At 68.4% G+C, this 21,027-nt stretch carries 14 protein-coding genes; 7 read left to right on the plus strand and 7 right to left on the minus strand.

The genetic code is table 11. The annotated features are described in order from the left end of the window. Positions 1-7: 7 nt before the first annotated feature. Entirely contained in the window at positions 8-3,613 is a 3,606-nt protein-coding gene (locus ACQPZQ_RS16750; RefSeq protein WP_433296706.1) for a multifunctional oxoglutarate decarboxylase/oxoglutarate dehydrogenase thiamine pyrophosphate-binding subunit/dihydrolipoyllysine-residue succinyltransferase subunit, read from the minus strand. 232 nt (positions 3,614-3,845) lie between these two features. Further along, positions 3,846-4,418 carry a TetR/AcrR family transcriptional regulator gene (locus ACQPZQ_RS16755; protein WP_433296708.1) on the minus strand — a complete coding sequence of 191 codons (573 nt, stop codon included), beginning with the start codon at positions 4,416-4,418 and terminating at the stop codon, positions 3,846-3,848. Between the two features lie 58 nt (positions 4,419-4,476). Here ACQPZQ_RS16755 and mug point away from each other — a divergent pair, with 58 nt between their 5' ends. After that, a complete protein-coding gene (mug, locus tag ACQPZQ_RS16760; RefSeq protein ID WP_433296710.1) occupies positions 4,477-5,043 on the plus strand; it encodes a G/U mismatch-specific DNA glycosylase in 567 nt (188 codons plus the stop codon). After that, positions 5,028-6,524: a class I adenylate-forming enzyme family protein gene (locus ACQPZQ_RS16765; RefSeq protein ID WP_433296712.1), complete on the plus strand. Its 1,497-nt coding sequence runs from the start codon at positions 5,028-5,030 to the stop codon at positions 6,522-6,524. Before mug ends, ACQPZQ_RS16765 begins: the two co-directional genes overlap by 16 nt. A 139-nt stretch (positions 6,525-6,663) precedes the next feature. Here the strand turns inward: ACQPZQ_RS16765 and ACQPZQ_RS16770 are convergent, their stop codons facing one another. Then, positions 6,664-7,491, minus strand: coding sequence for an LLM class F420-dependent oxidoreductase (locus ACQPZQ_RS16770; RefSeq protein WP_433296714.1), 828 nt, complete (start codon positions 7,489-7,491; stop codon positions 6,664-6,666). 253 nt (positions 7,492-7,744) lie between these two features. Next, positions 7,745-9,148, minus strand: a complete 1,404-nt coding sequence (locus ACQPZQ_RS16775; RefSeq protein WP_433296716.1) for an FAD-binding oxidoreductase — start codon at positions 9,146-9,148, stop codon at positions 7,745-7,747. A 1,181-nt stretch (positions 9,149-10,329) separates the two neighbouring features. Here ACQPZQ_RS16775 and ACQPZQ_RS16780 point away from each other — a divergent pair. Together ACQPZQ_RS16780 and ACQPZQ_RS16785 are read left to right on the plus strand one after the other, a co-directional pair. Next, positions 10,330-11,016 (plus strand): TetR/AcrR family transcriptional regulator, encoded by a 687-nt coding sequence (locus tag ACQPZQ_RS16780; RefSeq protein WP_433296718.1) that lies wholly within the window; start codon positions 10,330-10,332, stop codon positions 11,014-11,016. Positions 11,017-11,211: 195 nt separating this feature from the next. Then, positions 11,212-12,084 carry a transporter substrate-binding domain-containing protein gene (locus ACQPZQ_RS16785; protein ID WP_433296720.1) on the plus strand — a complete coding sequence of 291 codons (873 nt, stop codon included), beginning with the start codon at positions 11,212-11,214 and terminating at the stop codon, positions 12,082-12,084. A gap of 164 nt (positions 12,085-12,248) precedes the next feature. Here the strand turns inward: ACQPZQ_RS16785 and ACQPZQ_RS16790 are convergent, their stop codons facing one another. From ACQPZQ_RS16790 to ACQPZQ_RS16800, 3 genes are all read right to left on the minus strand, one after another. Then, complete coding sequence (locus ACQPZQ_RS16790; protein WP_433296723.1) at positions 12,249-13,238, minus strand: LLM class flavin-dependent oxidoreductase; 990 nt, start codon at positions 13,236-13,238, stop codon at positions 12,249-12,251. A gap of 81 nt (positions 13,239-13,319) precedes the next feature. Beyond that, complete coding sequence (locus ACQPZQ_RS16795; RefSeq protein WP_433296725.1) at positions 13,320-14,198, minus strand: SMP-30/gluconolactonase/LRE family protein; 879 nt, start codon at positions 14,196-14,198, stop codon at positions 13,320-13,322. Positions 14,199-14,768: 570 nt separating this feature from the next. Continuing rightward, positions 14,769-16,424: a carboxylesterase/lipase family protein gene (locus ACQPZQ_RS16800; protein ID WP_433296727.1), complete on the minus strand. Its 1,656-nt coding sequence runs from the start codon at positions 16,422-16,424 to the stop codon at positions 14,769-14,771. Between the two features lie 555 nt (positions 16,425-16,979). Here ACQPZQ_RS16800 and ACQPZQ_RS16805 point away from each other — a divergent pair. Genes ACQPZQ_RS16805 through ACQPZQ_RS16815 form a run of 3 tightly spaced genes read left to right on the plus strand, consistent with a single transcriptional unit; the run spans position 16,980 to position 21,021 of the window. Next, entirely contained in the window at positions 16,980-18,914 is a 1,935-nt protein-coding gene (locus tag ACQPZQ_RS16805) for an HlyD family efflux transporter periplasmic adaptor subunit (RefSeq protein ID WP_433296729.1), read from the plus strand. Positions 18,915-18,919: 5 nt separating this feature from the next. Continuing rightward, positions 18,920-19,681, plus strand: a complete 762-nt coding sequence (locus tag ACQPZQ_RS16810) for an ABC transporter ATP-binding protein (protein WP_433296731.1) — start codon at positions 18,920-18,922, stop codon at positions 19,679-19,681. Beyond that, positions 19,678-21,021, plus strand: coding sequence for an ABC transporter permease (locus tag ACQPZQ_RS16815; protein ID WP_433296733.1), 1,344 nt, complete (start codon positions 19,678-19,680; stop codon positions 21,019-21,021). Before ACQPZQ_RS16810 ends, ACQPZQ_RS16815 begins: the two co-directional genes overlap by 4 nt. Positions 21,022-21,027 lie beyond the last annotated feature (6 nt).

Below are 21,027 nucleotides of genomic sequence, written 5' to 3' on the forward strand. Positions count from 1 at the left end.
CCGGCGCTCATCGGCGCGCGCGGCCGGCTCCCTTCGCGTCGTCGACGTCGAGGACCCGTGAGACGAGCTTCTGCTGCTCCTCCTGATGGCGGGCCGCGGAACCGGTCGCCGGCGAGGCCGAGGCCGGACGCGAGATCACGCGGAGCGAGGAGCTGAACCCGGTCGCGGTCGTCTCGGTGAGCAGGTAGCTCCAGGCGTCCTGGTTGCGCGGTTCCTCCTGGGCCCAGACCACCTCGGCACCGGGGTAGCGCGCGAGCGTCGCCGCGAGCTCGTCGGCGGGCAGCGGGAAGAACCGCTCCACCCGCACCAGGGCGATCCGCGGGTCGGGTGATCGGGTCAGCGCGGCGCGGAGCTCGTAGTAGAGCTTCCCGGCGACCAGGACGACCCGCTCGACCCGGCCGGGTTCGCGCACCGACGCGTCGTCGATGACGGGTTCGAACCGGCCGGCCACGAACTCCTGGACGTCGCTCCTGGCCGCCTTGGTCCGCAGCACGGACTTCGGGGTGAAGACGACCAGCGGCTTGCGCGGCCGCGTCCGGGCCTGGCGTCGGAGCAGATGGAAGTACGAGGCGGGCGTCGAGGGGCACGCGACGGTCATGTTCTGCTGGGCGCACAGCTGCAGGAACCGCTCGATCCGCCCGGACGAGTGGTCCGGGCCCCTGCCCTCGTAGCCGTGGGGGAGCAGGAGCACCAGCGACGACGGCTGGCCCCACTTCTGTTCCGCGGAGCTCACGAACTCGTCGACGACGATCTGGGCGCCGTTGACGAAGTCCCCGAACTGGGCCTCCCACAGCACGAGGGCGTCGGAGTTCTCGACCGAGTACCCGTACTCGAAGCCCATCGCGGCGTACTCACTCAGGAGCGAGTCGTAGATCCAGAATCGGCCCTGGTCCTCGGTGAGGTCGCCGAGCGGGCTCCACTCGCGTCCGTCCTGGTAGTCGTGCAGGACCGCGTGCCGCTGCGCGAAGGTGCCCCGGCGGGAGTCCTGGCCCGCCAGCCGCACCGGGACGCCCTCCATGAGCAGGGTGCCGACGGCCAGCAGCTCGCCGAAGGCCCAGTCGATCTTGCCGTCGCGGCTCATCTCCTCGCGCTTGATCAGCAGTTGCTGAAGCTTCGGGTGCACGGTGAAGCCCTCGGGCGGGCTCGCGAAGACGGCACCCACCCGGGCGATCCGGTCGAGCGGAGCACCGGTGTCGGCCGGTTCCTGTACGAGTGACGGGCGATCGCCGTCGGCCATGCTCTCGGCGGCCGCGGCCGACGGCTTGCGCATCTCGGCGAAGGCCGCTTCGAGCCGGTCCTGGAAGTCGCGTTGGGTGGCCTCGTACTCGGCCTCGGAGATGGCGCCGCGGTCCAGTGCCGCCTCCGAGTACATCCGGCGCACGCTCTCCTTGGTGCCGATGACCGAGTACATCCGAGGCTGGGTCATCGAGGGGTCGTCGCCCTCGTTGTGGCCCCGGCGCCGATAGCAGATCAGGTCGATGACGACGTCACGGTGGAACTCCTGCCGGTAGGAGAAGGCGAGCTCGGCCACCCGGACGACGGCCTCGGGGTCATCCCCGTTGACGTGGAAGATCGGGGCCTGGACGGCCTTGGCGACGTCGGTGGAGTAGATCGAGGACCGGGCGTCGCCGGGCAGCGTGGTGAACCCGACCTGGTTGTTGATGGTGACCCGGATCGACCCGCCGGTGCGGTAGCCGCGCAGCTGCGACATCTGCAGGGTCTCGGCCACGATGCCCTGGCCGGCCATGGCCGCGTCGCCGTGCACGATGATCGGCAGCACCGGGAACGAGCCGATGGGGTGACGGTCCTGTTTGGCCCGGACGATCCCCTCCAGCACGCCGTCGACCGCGTCGAGGTGCGACGGGTTCGCGGCGACGGTCACCGCGATCGACTCGCCCGCGGCGCCGCGGTAGGTCCCTTCGGTGCCGAGGTGGTACTTGACGTCACCGGACCCCTCGCCTGCCAGCGGGTCCTCGCTGCCCTCGAACTCGTGGAAGATCTGGCCGTAGGTCTTGCCCGCGATGTTGGCCAGCACGTTGAGCCGGCCGCGGTGCGCCATGGCGATCGCGACCTCCTCCAGCCCCGCGTGTGCGGCTGAGGACACGACGGCGTCGAGCAGAGCGATGGTCGACTCACCGCCCTCGAGGCTGAAGCGGGTCTGGCCGACGTACTTCGTCTGCAGGAACGTCTCGAACGCCTCGGCCTCGTTGAGCTTCCCGAGGATGCGCAGCACCTGGTCGTGCGAAGGTTCCTCGACCGGCGACTCGACTCGCCGCTGGAGCCACTCCCGCTGGGCCGGATCCTGGATGTGCATGTACTCGATGCCGACGGTGCGGCAGTAGGAGTCCCGCAGCACCCGGAGTATGCCCCGCAGGGGAATCCGCCTGCGTTCGCCGCCGAGCAGACCGGTGGCGAACTCGCGGTCGAGGTCCCACAGGGTCAGGCCATGGCCCGCGATGTCGAGGTCCCGACGTGATTTCTGCCGGTACTCGAGTGGGTCGACGTCGGCCACGCGATGCCCGCGGACCCGGTATGCGTGGATCAGCTCCTGGATCCGCGTCGCCTTGTCGGCGCCGCTGTCGGGCCCGATTTCGAGGTCGCGTGCCCAGCGGATCGGGGCGTAGGGGATGCGGAGCGCGGTGAAGACGTCCTCGTAGAAATGGTGCCGTCCGAGGAGCAGGTCTTCGATGATGCCCAAGAACTCGCCCGACCAGGCGCCCTGGATCACCCGGTGGTCATAGGTGCTGGTCAGCGTGATCGTCTTGCCGACGGCGAGATCGGCCAGGAGTTGGGCGTCGGCGCCCTGGAAGGCGGCCGGGTACTCGAGTGCCCCGACCCCGATGATGCAGCCCTGGCCCGGCATCAGTCGCGGCACCGAGTGCTGGGTCCCGATGCTGCCGGGGTTGGTGAGCGACAGCGTCGTTCCGGCGAAGTCCGCGACCGTGAGCGCTTCGGTTCGGGCGCGGTGGACGATGTCGTCGTAGGCCCTGACGAAGTCGGCGAAGCCCATGGAGTCGGCCGCCTTGATGTTCGGGACCAGCAACGTCCGCGCGCCGTCGGGCCGTGCGACGTCGACGGCGATCCCGAGGTTGAGGTGTGGGGGAGTGGCGATCGACGGCTTGCCATCGAGCTCCTCGTAATGCACGTTCTGGGCCGGGTACCGCGTGACCGCCTTCACGACGGCCCAGCCGATGAGATGGGTGAAACCCACCTTGCTGCGTCGGGTGCGGACGCGGTGCTCGTTGATCTCGAGCCGGTTGTCGATCAGGAGCTTCGCGGGCATCGTGCGGACGCTCGTCGCGGTCGGGATCTGCCGGCTCGCCTCCATGGACGACACCAGGCTGCGCGCGACACCACGGATCCGTTCGACACGGGTGTCGTCGTCGGAGCCGCTGGGCTCGTCGGCGGCGCGGGTCGCAGTGGTGCCGGTTGTCACCTCATGTGGCGTCGAGAGTGCCGGCTTCGACTGATCGGCGTGAGCCTCGAGGAGGGGCCACCACGACCGGTCGACGGAGTGGCGATCCTCGACGAACCTGTCGTAGAGCTCATCGAGCATCCACTCGTTGACGCCGAACTCCGGTGGCCACGCGCTGCTGGTGTCCGAACCCGTCACGTTGATCGACACAGCCGGTCGCCCACTTCCATCGCGTCCACGTCGATCTTGTGGCCGGAGCCTGGGACGCGCTGAGACGTGCCGGCGCGAGGACGGTAGGCTATTTTAGACCTTGAGGTCAATAATTGGAGGCAGGTCAGTGGTGACGAGCACGGAGCGGCGCACGCATGCCGAGGGTCTGGCGCCGCCGCGGTCGTCCGCGGAGACGGCTGATCCGTGGCCGCAGCGAGCGCTAGAGGCTCGCGACGGCGCCGGTGAGGACCCTCTGCAGCCGTTCCGCGTCGGCGCCGGAGCGGGCGAGAACGCTGGCCCCCATCACTGCCGAGAGCAGGAGGCTGGCTTCGACCGCGGGGTCGCGATCGGCAGCGAGTTCGCCGCTCTGCTGGCCGCGCACGATCGCGTCCTTGAAAGCCTGTTCGATGCGATCGAAGAGCTGTTGGGGAACCGTCGTCGCGTCGCCGGCGGTGCCTGCCAGTTCGACGACGGAGTTGACGGCGAAACATCCGCGACGATGGATCCCGATGCCTGCCAGCATGGCAAGGGCGGAGCGGATCCGGTCGCGCACGGGGCCGTCGGCGTCGAGTTCGTCGTCGAGGGCCTGCAGCTTGCGATCGCTGTACCGGTGCAGGGCCAGGGAGAGCAGGTTCGCCTTGCTCTTGAAGGTGTTGTAAAGGCTCCCCTTGCCGATGCTCAGTTCGTCGGCGAGCTGCTGGGGAGTGGTGGCGGCGTAACCCTTCCGCCAGAAGACCTCCACGGCGGCGTCCACTGCGGCCTTGTCGTCGAACTCTCGTGGTCGTCCAGCCATGCACTGATGGTAGGTATATTTGACCTACCGGTCAAATGAGGCTCCGAGAGGACGTACCGTGCGAACCACCATCGTGGATCTCCTGCCGACAGAGGCGGATCCGCCTCTGTCGGTGCTGTTCTGCGGCGTCAATCCCGGGCTCAGCACGGTCGAGACCGGACTGCACTTCCATCGCCCCGGAAATCGATTCTGGAGGGCGCTGCATCTCGCGGGTTTCACCCCGACCGTGCTGGCGCCCGAGGAGCAGTGGAAGCTCCCGCGCGCGGGACTGGGGATCACCGCGCTTGTCGCTCGCGCGACCGCCCGAGCCGACGAGCTCAGCCCTGCTGAGCTGGTGGGCAACGTGCCACGGCTGACGGACCTGCTGATCCGAACCCGTCCCGCGTGGCTCGGATTCCTCGGGATCACGGCGTTCCGGGTGGCCTTCAGGATGCCTCGCGCGGTGATCGGCCGTCAGACGCTCACGCTTGCGGGCACCGGCGTCTGGGTGCTCCCGAACCCGAGTGGCCTGAACAGGAGTTGGACCGTCGAGGCCCTCGGTGACGAGTTCGGCCGACTCCGGCGGGAAGCGACGGGCGATGTGCACCCGCGCTGTGAGGAGGGCCTGCCATGGTCGCGACGATGATGGCGGCAGGGCAGGAGATCCGTCAGGCGTTGAATCGCGCAGCCGACACCGTCCTGGTGCTCAGCGCTGACGGATCGGCCGCTCGAACCGGCGCCGAGCTGCTCGAGCACGCCGAATGCCTGGCCGGCGCCCTGGCCGATCTCGGGCTGGAACACGGCGTCGTCGGGCTGTCCTACCGCAACAGCGCCGCGGCCCTCGAGGCCTTCATCGCGACAGAGCTGATCGGTGCCACGCGACTTCCGGTCGAACCGTCGGCCGCTCCGGCCGAAGCCCGGGCCATCTACGAAGCCGGTGGTGCTCGGGTCGTCGTCACCGACGACGACCGCAACGACGTCCCCGCCACCGACCCGAGGATCCCGAGGTGGAGCCCTCTCTCGGACGCGACCCTCGTTCATACCGTCGACCGGCCGCTCGACGGCCCGCGACGGCGTGCGGACACCTGGGTCGAGGAGTCCGCACCGCTCGTGGTGTATCCGAGGGCGGTGCGCGGGGGCGAGCTCTTCGGCATTCCGACCAGCTACGCGAACTGGCGGTCGATCATCCGAATCAACCGGGAGCTCTACGAGAGCGGTGGCTATGGACCGACGCTCGGACCGGACGAGTGCTACCTGACCGTCGTCCAGCTGATGCACGCCACCGGCATGGTCGGAAGCTTCCCGTTCCTGCACCTGGGCCTGCCGCAGGTGATGCTTCCACGGTTCAACGCCGCTGCGGCGATCGAGGCGATCCGACGTCACCACGTCACCACGGCCTTCGTGGTGCCGGGCATGCTCACCAGGATCGCCGACCATCTGGAGCGCGCCAGCCCCGCGGACCCGGCCGAATGCTCCCTCCCGTCACTGCGGCGGGTGTTGTACGGGGGCGCGCCGGTCGAGCCCGACGCCTTGCGGCGGCTGATCGGCGTGTTCGGACCTGCGCTCTGCCAGCTCTACGGTCGGTACGAGGCCGGGTGGCCCCTGACGGTGCTGAGTGGTCTCGACCATGACGGAGTCCTCCGCGGCGACACGGAGATCGTCGGCAGCTGCGGGCGACCGATCGAACAGGTGGAGATCGAACTCCATCCGGTGCCCGCAACCGCGTCCAGCTGCGAGATCCGCACTCGCAACGCGATGGTCTCCCCGTCATTCGCAGATCCCGACGGGTGGTGCAGCCTGGGCGACACCGCGGTGCGGACGCCTCGCGGTTACGTGCACCTGACCGGCCGGCTCGACGGAATGATCAACACCGGTTCGTTCCACGTGTATCCCGACGAGGTGCGCGACGCCCTCCTCGCCGTGGCCGGGGTGAGCGACGCTCTCGTGGTGGGTGTGCCCGACCCGGTATGGGGTGAGGCGGTCACCGCCTACGTCGTGACGGACGAACCGATGACAGCTGACGCACTGAGGGGACAACTCAAGCGCCGGCTCGCCACCTACAAGGTCCCCACCGCCGTCCACGTCGTAGAAGATCTGGCCGAGGCCACCAACCGGCGCCGTCGGTGATCAAGTACGGGCTCTGGGTCACGGCGGCAGGAGACGCGATCTTCCTCGGCAGCGAGCGGCGGTGAAGGCGGTCGAGCCCGCGGCGGCGGGACCGCCGACCAGCGCGATGACGGTGCAGCGGCGACGTCCCGCCGGGGTCCTACCCGACCTTCGCGACGAGCTCGGCCAGCCGGTCCAGGGACTCCAGGGTCTCCCGCTCGGGTGCCGTCGGCAGGCCGATCGTCACCTGTTCCACGCCCAGCGCCTCGTAGCCCGCGATGCTCTCCGGTTCCTTGGGGCCGATGTGCCCCACCCGGACCGGGACGCCGGCACCGGCCGCGTCTCGGAGCTTCGCGAGCTGGGGCGCGAGAGCGTCGGGCGATTCCACGTTGGGGAGCCATCCGGCGCCGAAGCGAGCGATGCGAGGAAAGGTGGCCTCACCGCCGCCGAAGTAGATCGGCGGATGCGGCTGTTGCACGGGCTTGGGCCAGGAGAAGATCGGGTCGAAGTTCACGAACTCACCGTGGAACTCAGCCTGTTCCTCGGTCCAGATCCGGCGCATGGCCTCGACGCGTTCGTCCATGAGGCGGCCGCGGGTCCGAGGATCGGTGCCGTGGTTCTCCATCTCCTCACGGTTCCAGCCCACGCCGACGCCGAAGGCGACCCGACCTCCGGAGACAAGGTCGAGGGATGCGACCTCCTTGGCCGTACTGATCGGGTCGCGCTCCGTCACGAGCGCGATACCCGTGCCCACAACGAGCCGGGAGGTGACCGTTGCCGCGGCGGTCAGCACGACGAACGGGTCCAGAACCCGGTAGTGCACGGTCTCCAGTTCGCCGCCCCCAGGGAAGGGCGTTCGGCGGGAAGCGGGGATGTGGGTGTGCTCCGGCACGAAGAGCGACTCGAACCCGCGCTCCTCCACGGCCCGGCCCAGAACCGCCGGTCCGATCCCCTGATCGGTGACGAAACTCAAGACCCCGTACTTCATGCTGCCCTCCTTGCCGCTGCCGCGATGACCCATCTCGACGCTCGAGAAGCCGTTGGCTGCCTCGCCGTGCCTCTCCCGATTTACCGCGTCCGCGGCTCTGCCGTCTCACCCCGACCGGGCGGGAATGCGTGGAGACGGCTGACCAGGCGATCCGGCTGCGACGGGCAGGACTGGTTCTCCTCGAGAACGGTGGTGCCGGACACGATCGGCGAATCGATCACATCCGGCCCCCGCCCGGCCGGCCAATGACTGATCAGGCGGCCGGCACCACGTTGTGGTTGAGCCGGAACATGTTGGCCGGGTCGTAGGTCTTCTTGATGGCCACCAGACGCTCGTAGCGCTCCGGGCCGTAGATCGCGGCGGCGTCGGCCGCCTCGTCCGGCGCGAGGTTGTTCACCAGCCGCTGGTCGCCTCGCCAGGACTCCATGCCGTCGAGCAGCGCGGCGACCGACTTCTTGAGTTGCTGCTCCTCCGGCAGCGGACCCACCGCAACGCCCAACAGGCTGTAGGGCAGGCCCCTGGTCGCCACGGCGTTGGGCACCGCCGGCTCCCGGTCCCACGCCCCGCCGAGGGCCCGCAGTTCGGCGACCGCCAGAGTGGCGTCGGAGTCCGGGCCGACGAGCTCGATCAGCTTGTCCTGCGCTTCGGCGGGGAACTCCCGCAGCATGACGCCCCGTTCGTAGTAGGGCACCGGGTCGGTCGGCTCATTGTGGATCGACGCGACCTCGGTGTAGGGCATGTCCCGCACGGTGTCCAGGACTGTCGGAGCCACCGCCCGCAGCGGCGCGATCATCCGCTCGCCGTCCTCGGCGGTGCCGTTGTAGGCGAACCGCAACGACACCACGAACGCGCCGCGCAGAGGTTCGGGCACTTCGGGCACCGGTGGCTGGCGCATCACGGCGAACGAGGAGACCATGGTCTCCGGTGTGCCCGGGAGCCAGGCGGTCCAAGCTCGCAGCACGTCGGCCATCCGTTCACCGGGGAAGTAGATGGCGCCGCCGTAGAGGCGGGGCACCGGGAACAGGTCGAATTCCAGAGCCGTGACAACACCGAAGTTGCCCTTGCAGCCGCGCAGCGCCCAGAACAGTTCGGGTTCGGACTGAGCGTCGACGTGGCGCAGTTCGCCGTCCGCGGTCACCACCTCGAGCGAACGCACATGGTCGGCGGCGTAGCCCTGGGAACGGCCGAGGGTCGGGCTGAGGCCGCCGCCCATGGTGTAGCCGGTGACTCCCACCGTGGGATTCGACCCGTTCAGCGGAGCCAGCCCGGCCTTCACCGCCTTCGGGATGACCTCGGACCACATCACTCCGGCGCCGACCCGGGCCGTGCGGCTGACCTCGTCGATGGCCACGTCATTCATCCGATGGGTCGCGATCACGACGGCGCCGTGCGCCTTGCCGACAATCTGGTGGCCGGTCGTCTTCACCAGGACAGGCCGGTGCTGCCCCGCCGCGAAAGCGACGGCGGCCTGGACGTCGGCGGCGCTCTCCGCCACCACGATCACCGCGGGCGCCAGTTCGTGATTCAAGTTGAAGACGGCGCGTTCGTCGTCGTATCCCGCGTCGCCCGGCAGTAGAACCGAACCTGCCACCGCGGCACCGAGGGCAGCAGCATCCTCCGGAAGGACCGGCGGCAGGGACGAATCGTCAATACTCACGACATACCTCCTGTTGCTAGTGCGAATATTTCGGAGCGAAGACAACCGGACCGGAACCCCCTGACTCCACGCGGTCACGCAGGTCCGTCGAGCGTCCAAGAATGACCAGACGGGGCCGGATCACACTTCTCTGATGAGTGGCAATCAGAAGATCGGAACTGGGGAGACGCACGTGGGTCGGCTTCCTGAGCGACCAGAAAATGAGCGTCCGTCCTGGAGGCCGATATCCGTGCGTGGAACACCCGCCCGTGCCCGTTCATCTGGGCCCAGACAGCCGAAGAGATCGTGAAGTCCCTCGCGCGATGTCGCCGGCGGAGTTCGGGCGCAGGGCGCTGGCCTGTCGGAAACACTCCCAGCGGAGCGGGAGGCGAAATCGTGCCGGATCATGTCGGGCGCCACGCCACGCCGGCGCCCGGCCCGCTGCGCGCCCTGGTCGGTAATCGTGGGCCCCAACCCGGGTCGGGGCTGGTGGTGGCAGCTACGCCGTGCGGCCGGCATGGCCGAGGGCGTCGAGCTCTCCGCGTAGCAGATCCCAGGTGGACGGGAGGTGCCAGGCGTCCTGAATGAGAACGAGTGTCGGCCGCTGAGTAGCCATGATGTTCCTCTCTGGAGTCGGCGGACTGCCTCCTGACAAACGTTACACGCATGGAGTGTAACGTATCTCGGGTGTCGAGGGCCGACGAGATGAGGAGGGCCGAGCCCTATGGGAATCATGATGATGTCGCCGGTGCATCGGAGAGCTCGAGCGGTTCGACGTCCTGCGTGAAACATCTTCTGCGGGATGGTTTGCGCGGGAGGTGGCGTTGGCTGGATATTTGTCTGTGCGTTACGGCCAAATCGCCCACCTCGTACAACGCGTAGGGTAATAACAGCAACGGCCCCTAAGGGCATCCGCGCTAGCCATAACCCACTTTTCGCCGACGGCTGAGAATGGCAGCGTCCGTACTTGACATCCCGCAAACCAGGTTGACACACTGTCAACCGGCGACGAGGTCGACGCCGGCGATCAGCCCGGAGGTCAAGCGCCGTATCGGACTGATATTTGAATGCTCATCGAGCGCCTCTTTGCGTTTGCCTCGAAGTTCGGGCTGCGGCGATGATCGGTGGCCCGCCTGTGTATGACAGTCGTTGTTTGCGCTCGAGCGCGCGGGCCGAATATTTGCACAATGCGGAGCGCGCCCTTGGAGGCCCTGATGAAGATAACAGGTCAAAGTGGACAACGGCGTCGATCGCGCGTCCCACGTCCGTCGGGCGCGGACCGCGAAAAAGCAATAGTCTCCACCCTGTGGACGCTCCTTGACCGTAAGAATATCCACGATATCTCGATAGGTGACCTGGTCCAGGGTGCAGGGATCACTCGGCAAGGCTTCTACTTCTATTTTTCCTCGAAAGAAGCCGCGCTCGTCTCGCTCTTCGGTGAAGTGCTCGATGAAGTTGTCGAAGAGTACAAGGCGCGAATCGACCAGCTGGCATCCGACGATCCGGTGGTGGTGTGGCGCAACTCGATCGGAGCGCCACTGGCGGCAATCCTGCGTAATCGTAATGTTTTTGTTGCCGCCAACCAGATGCGAGAATCGAGTCCTGAAATCCGGCAGGCGTGGGACGGGATGGTCGAGTACTGGATTGATCGAGCCGCCCGGCGTATTCGTGCTGAGCAGCAGCGGGGAGCGGCTCCGTCAGATATATGCCCCGAGGAGCTGGCAATGTCTCTCAATCTGATGAACGAACGCGCAACGCTGGCGGTCTGTGCGAACTCGGGCCCGCGGCACGATGCGTCAGAACTAACCGAGGCTCTATTGAGAGTGTGGATCCGCAGCATCTACCTGACGACTCGTCCCATCTTCTTTTCGGAATGTCCGCCGGGGTGAGGGCCCCGACACGGCGGCGCCCGAACCCGTGCCGTGCTGGCGCGGCCGAGGACGCGGTCGGTGGCCGCCCTCCGTGCTCCGGCGGCGGATGCGGTCCTCGCAGTTCGAGGGGTCTGCGAGGACCGCAACCGAAGCGACACGGCGCCCCCGCGGAGACCTCACGAGCATGACAGTCACGAACGTCACCCGGGGAGCATGACCGCGCCGCCCGCGAGGTCGGTGGCGATCGGAGTCACACGGTCGTACGCGCAGTGCGAGAACAGCTATCGCGGCTCGGTGGTGGGGGAGGTCTCAGACCGCGCCTGCGCTCCTCGGTCCTCGGGGATCGTCCATAGGATCGTCTCCATGAGTATCGTGCCTGCGGCCATCGCCGAGGATCTTGCGCCCACAGGCACCCTGCGGGCCGCGATCAATCTGGGTAACCCGGTGTTGGTCCAGGGGACGCCGACGGCGCCGACCGGCGTGACGGTCGACATCACGCGTGAGTTGGGCTCGAGGCTGGGGCTCCCGGTAGAGCTCGTCTGCTTCGATGCGGCGCGGAAGTCGTTCGAGGCGATGGCAGCGGGGTGGGCTGACATCTGCTTCCTGGCCATCGAGCCCGTGCGGGAGGCAGAGGTCGCTTTCACCGCGCCGTACGTCGTGATCGAGGGAGTGTTCGTCGTGCCCCGGGACTCGGTCATCTCGACGAGGGCGGACGTCGATCGTGATGGGGTGCGTATCGGCGTCAACGAGGGTTCTGCCTATGACCTGTTTCTGTCCCGCACCCTCCAGCACGCGCGAACGGTGCCCGTCGACGACGGGGTCGACGTGTTCCGTGACCTGGGCCTGGAGGTCGCCGCCGGCATCAAGCAGCCGATGCTCGAGTACGTCAGGAACCACCCCGAGTTTCGTCTGATCGAGGGTCGGTTCATGGAGATCCGGCAGGCGATGGGCACGACCAGGACCCGCGGCCCGGAGACCGTCCAGTTCCTCCGGGCCTTCATCGAGGAGCTGAAAGCCGGCGGATTCATCGCCGATGCGCTTCGGCGCGCGGATCAGGCGGACGCGACCGTCGCCCCACCCGGTTAACCGGCCACTTCGCCGGCTCCGGGATCGTCACGGCTGTCCGCACCGGGCCCGCCGCGCAGGTCGAGCAACGGCTCGCCGAGCGCGGCGCGGTCTTCAGCGGAGCCTGGGCGTTCCGACCGGCCGGCCGTGACGACCACGGCAACGACTGCGGAGCGAAGGTCCTGTCAGGCGGTCGCTGCGTCGAGGAACCTCTCGAGCTCGGCCCGGGGGTTGGGCCCGCATGGTTGGAACACGATCTCGGTGACGCCCTTCGAGGCGAACTCGTCGAGGCGATGCCTGACCTGATCGCGAGTACCGCTGATCGTCACGTCCCGAAGGATCGCGTGACCGCCGGCGTCCCATGCCGCTTGATCGGCTTCACCGATCTCGACGCAGTGACCCGCGTGAACCGCGAGGTGCCGTCGCTCGTCCGGAGTCCGGTTCACCACGGCCATCCACTCCGCGCCGCCCGGCAGGTCACGCACGGCAGCAGGCCCCCCGAACTCGTAGGCCCCGTGATAGGCCAGCGCCCACCCCGGTCCAGCGGCGAGCCGCGCGTGTTCGGAGTCGGTGGCCTCTCCCTCGTCGAGCACCGTGCCCCACACGAGGTTGGGCACCCACGAGTACTCGTTCATGAACGGGGGCAGCTGAAGAGTCACGTACAGCCCGTCGCCGAGTTCCTTGGCCACCTTGTGGCCCTTGGGACCCAGCGCGCCGACCAGGATGGGGACGTCGACCGGGCGTGCGGGCGCATGCCCATCGGGATGCAGCATCTGCATCTGCGCCCCCTCCCACTCCACGACCTCGCCCTGCAACAGCCCGCGGTACGCGCGGATGTACGACTCCATGTAGGCCCATGTGATGGCGCGGTATCCCATCGCGCGGCGGCCGGTGAACCCCGTGCCGAAGGCGATCGAGACACGACCCGGAGCGAGCGCGGCGAGGGTGGCGGTGGCCGCAGCGTTGACCATCGGGTGTCGCAAGCTGGGAACCAGGACACCGGGACCGAGACCGATCCGCTCGGTTCGTTCAGCGGCCAGCGCCAGGGTCATCCATACGTCCGGGCTCTGCTGGGGCGTGTCGTAGACCCACGCTCGCGCGTATCCGAGTTGCTCGGCCAGAGCAATGTTGTCAGGGGAGTCCAGTGCAGTCGGAAAAGCGCAAGACACCTCCATGAGGAGCCTCCATTCCACAGATCGGAAGGGTGCTACGGACCGTCGGTCGGTAGCACCGAATACGGGTGCGGGGGTCGACGATCAGGGCAGCTCTGCGTGGGGAACCTCAACACGGACAGCCATGAGCTGCGCCTCGCGAACCGGCCGGCGTTCGTGCTCGGGAAAGGAAGGAGCCGTGCACAAGAAGAGGGTGCAGCCGTCGTCGCCGCCGAGCATGCAGGCGAAGACCCCGAGCCCGGTCGAGATCTCGTCGAGGATCTCGCCGCCCTCCTGCACCCGGATCACGCGGGCGTTGAGGGCGTCAGCCACCCAGATCGCACCCTCTGCGTCTGCACAGATGCCATCAGGGCCGACCTGGAGCTGCTCTACGGCCTCCCCAACGTCCTCGGTCTGCGGCGGTTCACCGAATTGGGCCCACACGCGCCGATTGCTCAGTCCGCCGTCCGCCGCGATGTCGAACGCGGTCAGCCGCCCGGCGAACGTCTCGGCGACGACCAGCACATTCCCGCCGAGGATCACCATGCCGTTCGGAAATCCCAGGTCGTCGGCCACGGTGGCCACAGTCCCGTCCGTGTCGACTCGCGTGAGCGTGGTGTAACGCAACGGGGCCCCGCCCATGAGGTCGAAGCCGAAGTTGCCGACGTAGGCGCGTCCGCGATCGTCGACGACCATGTCGTTGAGCACCCCCGAGACCGCGCCGGACAGATCGGCGTGCTCGGTGAGCGACCCTGACTCATCGCGCACCAGGATTCGATGATCACGCATCGACACGATGAGCGTGCGTCCGTCAGGAAGGAAGCCGATCCCGGAAGGTTGGCCCGGCACCTCGGCCACGACCTCGACGTGACCGCGACCGTCGGTCGCCACAACCTGGTTGGTGTAGAAGTCGGAGACCCACAGCCGGCCGTCATGCCACCGCGGACACTCCAGGTAGGAGTATCCGTCCAGCACGACCGTCATCTCACGAGTCGACGGCGCACCTTGTCCCATCGTGACCTCGAATCCGTTTGTCGTCGTTGGCAAATCGGAAGTGCAGCGCTCGCGTAGTTTGCAGAACAACTAGGCCGGCTGCCAGTCCCGCCTCGAGTTGGCGGCGGCTCGCAAAGGAGGAAGTCGGGCAGGTAGCGCCCGGCCGGCGTCTCGAACCCCCGGCCTGCACTCCCGCCGGATGCCGGGCCGCTCGACGTGAACCGCCCACCTGGCGGGGTTCTGCCCGGTCATCGAGCACCAGGGACGGCAGGTCGAGACCGCGCGTCCGTTCGCACGCAGCCTGATCTGCCGGGCGGCTGGTCGGCGTCCCGGATCCGGCGTCGGCCGCCGTCGCGCCGTACTCGACCTGCTCGTCACGGTGACGGTTGTCCCCACCACCTCGAAGGGCCGCTGACCGAAGGGCGAGGAGATCGACCGGGACTGCGTCCGCATCGACCGGAAGCAGTAGCGGCAGCACCACCACTCCCCGCCGGCCGCACAGCCGGATCGCGCGATCAGGGCAAGCCCCGCCGTGTGCAGAGGTTGCTGCCGTCGGGATGGTCAGTTCCACGACAGGATGGGGTCCCACATCTCACAGGCGTTCTCGCTCCCGTAACCAGTTGCCGCCGCCCTCGGTGCGGGCAGGTCGAGGATCTGCACGTTGTCCTCGGCAGCGGAGTAGCGGCTCCAGGCCGGCGGACCTTCTCCACTCCGGGCGCCGTTCGGTGATCCGGACCGGGCGAAGTTCGTCCAGTAGTCCACCATGGCGTCCGAGAGATTCTCCTGCTCCGTGTTCAGCGGGTGTGCTGTCCCTTGACCGCCGTGGAACAGGGGGAACAGGTACTGCAGCTCGGATGTGTGGTAGGCGCCCATCGGGAAGCTCACCGGCGGGAAGTACGACGGCGCGGTGCGGTCCTGGAACTCGTAGGCGTACAGCGGGGCATGCTCGGCCCATTGCTGGTCGAGGCTGCGCGCCGTGCAGGCCTTGGCGCCCTGTGCCATCGCGATCAGGGCAAGGCTGGGACTTGGGTGGTTCGCTAGCGGGTACTCATTCAGCAGCGCGTCCTTGTGGGCTGCGCCGAACGAGGCCGCGTAGCGGTCATAATCCTCGGCTGTCGCCGGAACGTGCGTGGTGAGTTCGGGCAGGAAGAACGCCTGCTCGTCGCGCACGAGCCCGTTCAGGATCGGGACCTTGTTGTAGTTCCCGTCGCGGAACGCCTCGAACGCCGGTTGGGTGATGACGGTCCCGTCCACCGACGGGAAGTCGGGCACCACGCTGGTGATCCCTGCCTGGTTCGCCAGCACCTGGTCCACGGACAAGGAGCGCAGGCAGGCCGCGGTCTGATCGGCGCATCCGGCGGCGGTTGCGAAATCCTCGCCGAGCTTCAGCATCGTCGAGGGCTGTGTGACGGTGATGCGTGTCCCGCTCTGGTTGATGGCGCGCTGGAACAGGTTCTTCGACAGCGGCGACTGCAGGTTCGCCATGACGGCTGTGCCGCCGCCGGACTGGCCGAAGATCGTGACGTTGTTCGGGTCACCGCCGAATGCGCGGATGTTCCGTTTCACCCATTCCAGGCCGGCCTGCTGGTCCATGACGCCGTAGTTCACGTGGGGGTGGCCTTCGGCGTTGAGCGCCGGATGGGAGAAGAAGCCCAGCGCGCCGACCCTGTAGTTCAGCGACACGACCACCACCCCGCCCCGCTGGGCGAGCTTGCTGCCGTCGTAGTCGTTGCTCTCACCGCTGATCAGACCGCCGCCATGGAACCAGACCATCACCGGCCGTTTGTCCGATGTGCTGGGCTCCGGGCCAGGGGTGAAGACGTTCAGATACAGGCAGTCCTCGGTCGTACTCGGCGCGGCGAAGACGCCGGGCTGCTGCTGGGGGCACCAGTTGCCGAACTTCGTCGCCGCCAACGTCTGTGTCCACGGCTCGACTTCCTGCGGTGGTCGCCACCGGAGGTCGCCGACCGGCGGCGCCGCATAGGGAATGCCGAGGAACATGCCGACACCGTTGTGGTCCACACCTTGTACGTCGCCCTCGTGGGTGCGAACGACCGCAGTGGTCCGGTCATCGTGCGGGGCGTCCGGCGACGCGTCGAGCCACGAGAAGGCCGGGGTCAGAAGGAGCGGCCCCGCTACCGCCAGCACCCACGACAGGACGGCGACCCGGTGCGAGACCCCCGCTGCCCACCACCGCCGCGCCAGCGCGGCCCTCATGCTCTCGCCCAGTGCGCTCGGACTGCTGCGAGTGTGTGACGTCGGCGGCTCATGCGTCTCCTGTGACGTGCGGATGTGCCGGCGCGTGTGCGCCCGGCGTTCGCGAGTGCGGACGTCGGGTGGGCAGGAGCTCGGCGGTCGGCGAGCGCATCCCTCGGCGCAGACAGATCAGCATGGAGAAAGCGGCCCCGCGTCCGTCAGCCACTTCCCGGATGGTGGCAAACGAACGAGAGCACTCCGGCCGGAAGGTGCCACGAGGGAGACCGCGGGCCCGGCGGGCCCGGGAGGGCCGCCGCCGTTGCGGTCCCATGAGCTCGGAGTCTGTTGCCGCTGGGTGGCCGGAGAGCTACGGCACCCGGGTGCGGGACGTCGACCGCATCCATGTCCGAACCCGCGTCCTCGCCCGAGATCAACTCAGTGGGTTCTCCCAGTGAGTCCACAGGTGATTCCGATCTTTCGGCGCCACGCTCCGCGACGCTCCGCGCTGACCGCGCGGCACCTGTTCGAGGAGGACGTCATTCTGAGTTGTGGTCTGCAGTGGGCCGAGGCTCCTGCATGAGCGAGATCGTCACGGAGCGCATCTCCGTCCAGCCGGTAGGCCCGCCGCCCTCGCGGTGGGGAAGGCTGCGCTCCCGCGTGGACTCCATGACGCCGCGTACGAAGTGGCTCAACCTGATCCTGATCGTTCTGCTGATCCTCGCGATCGTGCTCGCGTTCACCCTCATCGGTAACCCCAGCAACCCGACCGTGGCCGTGCGCACCGCCGCCGTCGTCCGGGGCACGGTGACGTCGAGCGTGACGGGCAGCGGCAACACCGAGTCCTCGGTGAGCACGCCGGTGAGCTTCCAGGCCCAGGGCACGGTCACGGCCGTCAAGGTGAAGGCGGGCGACACCGTGACCCTCGGGGAGGTGCTGGCGACGGTCGACCCGGCCAGCGCGAAGGGCAGCCTCGAGACGGCTCGGGCCCAGCTCGCCAGCGCGAAGGCGGCGCTGGCCCAGGCGCGTTCGGGCCCGACGGCGGTGAAGAGCGAGCAGGACAAGGCGGCGATCACCCAGGCCCAGGCCGAACTCGACGGGGCCAACGCGAACGTGACGACGGCGCAGAACCAGCTCGGTCTTGACACCACGTCTGCGGCGACGGCGATCAGCAACGCGCAGCAGAAGCTGTCCGACGACCAGGCCTCGACGGACACGAGCGTGAAGAGCGCGCAGGCTTCGCTCGGTGTCGACCAGGCGAACCACGAGGCCTCCGTGGAACAGGCCCAGCAAGCGCTGAAGACATGCCAGAGCGCGGGCACGACGACGGCGGCGACGCCTTCGTCGGTGGCACCTCGTCCGCCGGCGGCATCTTCTCCGCCGGCTCCACCTCGTCCGACGTCGACTCCGCGTCCGACGCCGCAACCTTCTTCGTCGGCGACACCTCATACGACGATGGCCGCCCCGGTCGCATTCACGACCGTCTCCCGCACGGACTGCAACTCACAGCAGCAGGCGCTCGACAACGCGGAACAGACCCGCGATTCCGTCCTCCAGAAGGACCGGCTCGCCGTCACCGCAGCACAAGAGGCCCAGGCCACGACCGTCGACGCCGATCAGCAGGCCGTCACCACGGCCCAGCAGACCCAGGACGACACCCTGCTCAAGGACAACCAAGCGATCGCCACCGCCAAGCAGACGGTGATCACCGACCAGGGCCTGGTCACCAACGCCCAACTCGCCCAGCAGGCGGACCTGCACCCGATGACCGACGACCAGATCGCCGGCTACGCCGCCAGCGTCGACGAGGCACAGGTGACGGTCGACAACGCCCAGCTCGGCGTCGACCAGACCAGCCTGCTCGCGCCCCAGGCCGGGGTCGTGCTGGCCGTCAACGGGAAGGTGGGTGAGTCGTCGAGCGGAGGGCCGAGCGCGTCGACCACCGGCAGCGCCGGCACCGGGTCTTCCACCGGCAGCGCGGCCTCCGCGGCGGCGACGTCGGCGGGCAGCGGGTTCATCACGATCGCCAACCTCAGCCGGCTGGCGGTCACCGCGAACATCGCCGAAGCCGATGCCGCCAAGATCAAGCTCGGCCAGAAGGCCACGATCATGTTCCCTGCCACCAACACCACGGCCACGGGATCGGTCACCCAGATCACGCCGCAGAGCACGGTGACGAACAACGTCGTGCTCTACCCGATCCAGGTCTCTCTCGACACGGCCCCGCCGGGTGTTGGCGTGGGCTCGACCGCGAGCCTGAACATCGCTGCCGGGTCCGCCACCGATGTGCTGGAGGCGCCGAACCTGGCGATCACCTCGCTCGGTGACCGTCACACCGTGACGGTGCAGCGCAACGGCACCGACACGGTTGTGCCGGTGACGATCGGGCTCGTCGGCGACACCCAGACCGAGATCACCAGCGGCGTCCAGGCCGGTGATGTGCTGGTGCTGCCCAGCACCACCGCTCCCACCGCGGCGGGCGCCGGCGCGGGCTTCCCGCGGGCCGGCGGGTGACGCGGGTGACCCGCCCGGCGCGCCCGGTCATCGCGCTGCAGGGCGTCTCCAAGATCTACGGCAGCGACGACACCGTCGTTCGGGCCGTGGACGGCGTCGACCTCCTGGTGGAGCGCGGCGACTACGTCGCGGTGATGGGGGCGTCGGGCTCCGGCAAGTCGACGCTGATGAACATCATCGGCTGCCTCGATACCCCGACCCGGGGGCGGTACCTGCTCGATGGCGTCGACACCCGCCGTCTGGACGAGCGACAGCAGGCCATCATCCGCAACCGCAAGATCGGTTTCGTCTTCCAGTCGTTCAACCTGATCCCGCGGACGGCAGCGGTGAGTAATGTCGAGCTGCCCCTGGCCTACGCCAGGGTGCGGCCCGGTGAGCGGCGCCGCCGGGCGCTGGCCGCGCTCGACCAGGTGGGGCTCGCGGCGCGCGCGAACCACCGGCCGTCGCAGCTGTCGGGCGGGCAGCAGCAGCGTGTGGCGATCGCGCGGGCCATCTGTACCGACCCGGTCCTCCTGCTCGCCGACGAGCCGACCGGGGCGCTCGACAGCCACAGCACCACCGAGGTTCTCGCGCTCTTCGACGACCTCAACGTCGCCGGCCGCACGCTCGTGGTGATCACCCACGAGGAGGAAGTGGCCGAGCACGCCAAGCGGGTGCTGCGGATGCGTGATGGGAAGGTGCGCTCCGACGAGCGTTCCGCGCCTGTGTCGGGCCCACCCCCGCGCTGGTCGGCGGACCGCCTGTCTGCGGCCCGGGGTACCTCGTGAACCTGCGGCAGTGCGCCCGTTTCGCCGTTCGCGGGGTGATGGCGAACAAGCTGCGGTCGCTGCTGACGATGTCCGGGATCCTCATCGGTGTCGCGGCCGTGATCATCCTCATCGCAGCGGGGACGGGCGCGAGCGCGTCGGTGCAGAGTTCGGTCAGCTCCCTGGGCAGCAACACGCTCACGATCACGTCCACCTCGACGAGCGCGGGTGGTCGCGGTGGCGGGGCGCGCGGGGGTGGTGGGCTGGGGGCGCTCGGCGGGGGCGGCGTGGCCCGGGCGGGCGGAGCGGGGGGCGGTGCAGGCAGGCCCGGTGCGGCCGCGCCATCCACTGTGGACAACGGCACGCTCGTTCAGCAGCCGCAGCTCACGTTGCAGGACGCGGAGTCCCTCGTGGACCCGACGTCAGCACCGGACGTGGTCTCGGTGGCGCCGGTGGTGACCGCCCCGTCGGTGGCAGCGACCTTCGAGGGCGCCTCGCACACCGTCGGCACTTTCACCGGCACGACGCCGAGCTACCTGGTCAACAACAACGACACCCTGCAGGCCGGCGTCGCGATCACCGACTCCGACTACACGGCGAGGCGCCGGATCGCGCTGCTCGGCACCACGGTGGCCACCGACCTCGTCGGCGGCGACGGCCTGTCCATCGTCGGGCAGACCGTCCAGTTCAACGGGAGCGCCTACCAGGTCGTCGGGATCCTGACGGCAAAAGGCAGCAGCGGCCCGCAGGACCAGGACGACCGCGTGATCGCCCCGCTGACCGCCGTCCAGGACACCCTGACCGGCTACGGCACGGTCAGCAGCATCACGGTGAAAGCCGCTTCGGCCGACGTCGTCGGTGCTGCGCAGGCCGAGGTCACCGACATCCTCAACACCCGCCACCACGTGACGGCGGCCAACGAGGATTTCTCGGTCTTCAACCCGAGCTCGATCCTTGCGACGCTGGGCTCGATCACCGGGATCTTCACGATCCTGCTCGGCGGGGTCGCGGGGATCTCGCTGCTGGTCGGTGGCATCGGCGTCATGAACATCATGCTGGTGACGGTTACCGAGCGGACCCGCGAGATCGGCATCCGCAAGGCCATCGGCGCGCAGAAGGACGACATCGTCGGGCAGTTCCTGCTCGAGGCAGTGCTTCTCTCGGTGTTCGGCGGCCTGATCGGTGTGCTCATCGGCGTCGGTGTCGGGCAGTTGAGCTTCGGCACGTTCCATCTGATCGTCGCGCCGTACTCGGTGGTGCTCGCGTTCGGCGTCTCGGTGTCGATCGGGCTGTTCTTCGGCATCTATCCCGCCAACCGTGCCGCGTCGCTGCGCCCGATCGACGCCCTGAAATACGAGTGACGGAGG

The sequence above is a fragment of the Pseudonocardia sp. CA-142604 genome (genome assembly GCF_050948475.1).
GTDB classification, from domain to species: Bacteria; Actinomycetota; Actinomycetes; order Mycobacteriales; family Pseudonocardiaceae; genus Pseudonocardia; species Pseudonocardia alaniniphila.

Excerpts from the sequence above, each read along its gene's own strand:
- ACQPZQ_RS16755 (WP_433296708.1), bottom strand. The coding sequence starts at position 4,418 with ATGGCTGGACGACCACGAGAGTTCGACGACAAGGCCGCAGTGGACGCC.
- ACQPZQ_RS16765 (WP_433296712.1), top strand. The coding sequence starts at position 5,028 with ATGGTCGCGACGATGATGGCGGCAGGGCAGGAGATCCGTCAGGCGTTG.
- ACQPZQ_RS16770 (WP_433296714.1), bottom strand. The coding sequence starts at position 7,491 with ATGAAGTACGGGGTCTTGAGTTTCGTCACCGATCAGGGGATCGGACCG.
- ACQPZQ_RS16785 (WP_433296720.1), top strand. The coding sequence starts at position 11,212 with ATGACCGCGCCGCCCGCGAGGTCGGTGGCGATCGGAGTCACACGGTCG.
- ACQPZQ_RS16790 (WP_433296723.1), bottom strand. The coding sequence starts at position 13,238 with ATGGAGGTGTCTTGCGCTTTTCCGACTGCACTGGACTCCCCTGACAAC.
- ACQPZQ_RS16795 (WP_433296725.1), bottom strand. The coding sequence starts at position 14,198 with ATGACGGTCGTGCTGGACGGATACTCCTACCTGGAGTGTCCGCGGTGG.
- ACQPZQ_RS16800 (WP_433296727.1), bottom strand. The coding sequence starts at position 16,424 with ATGAGGGCCGCGCTGGCGCGGCGGTGGTGGGCAGCGGGGGTCTCGCAC.
- ACQPZQ_RS16805 (WP_433296729.1), top strand. The coding sequence starts at position 16,980 with ATGAGCGAGATCGTCACGGAGCGCATCTCCGTCCAGCCGGTAGGCCCG.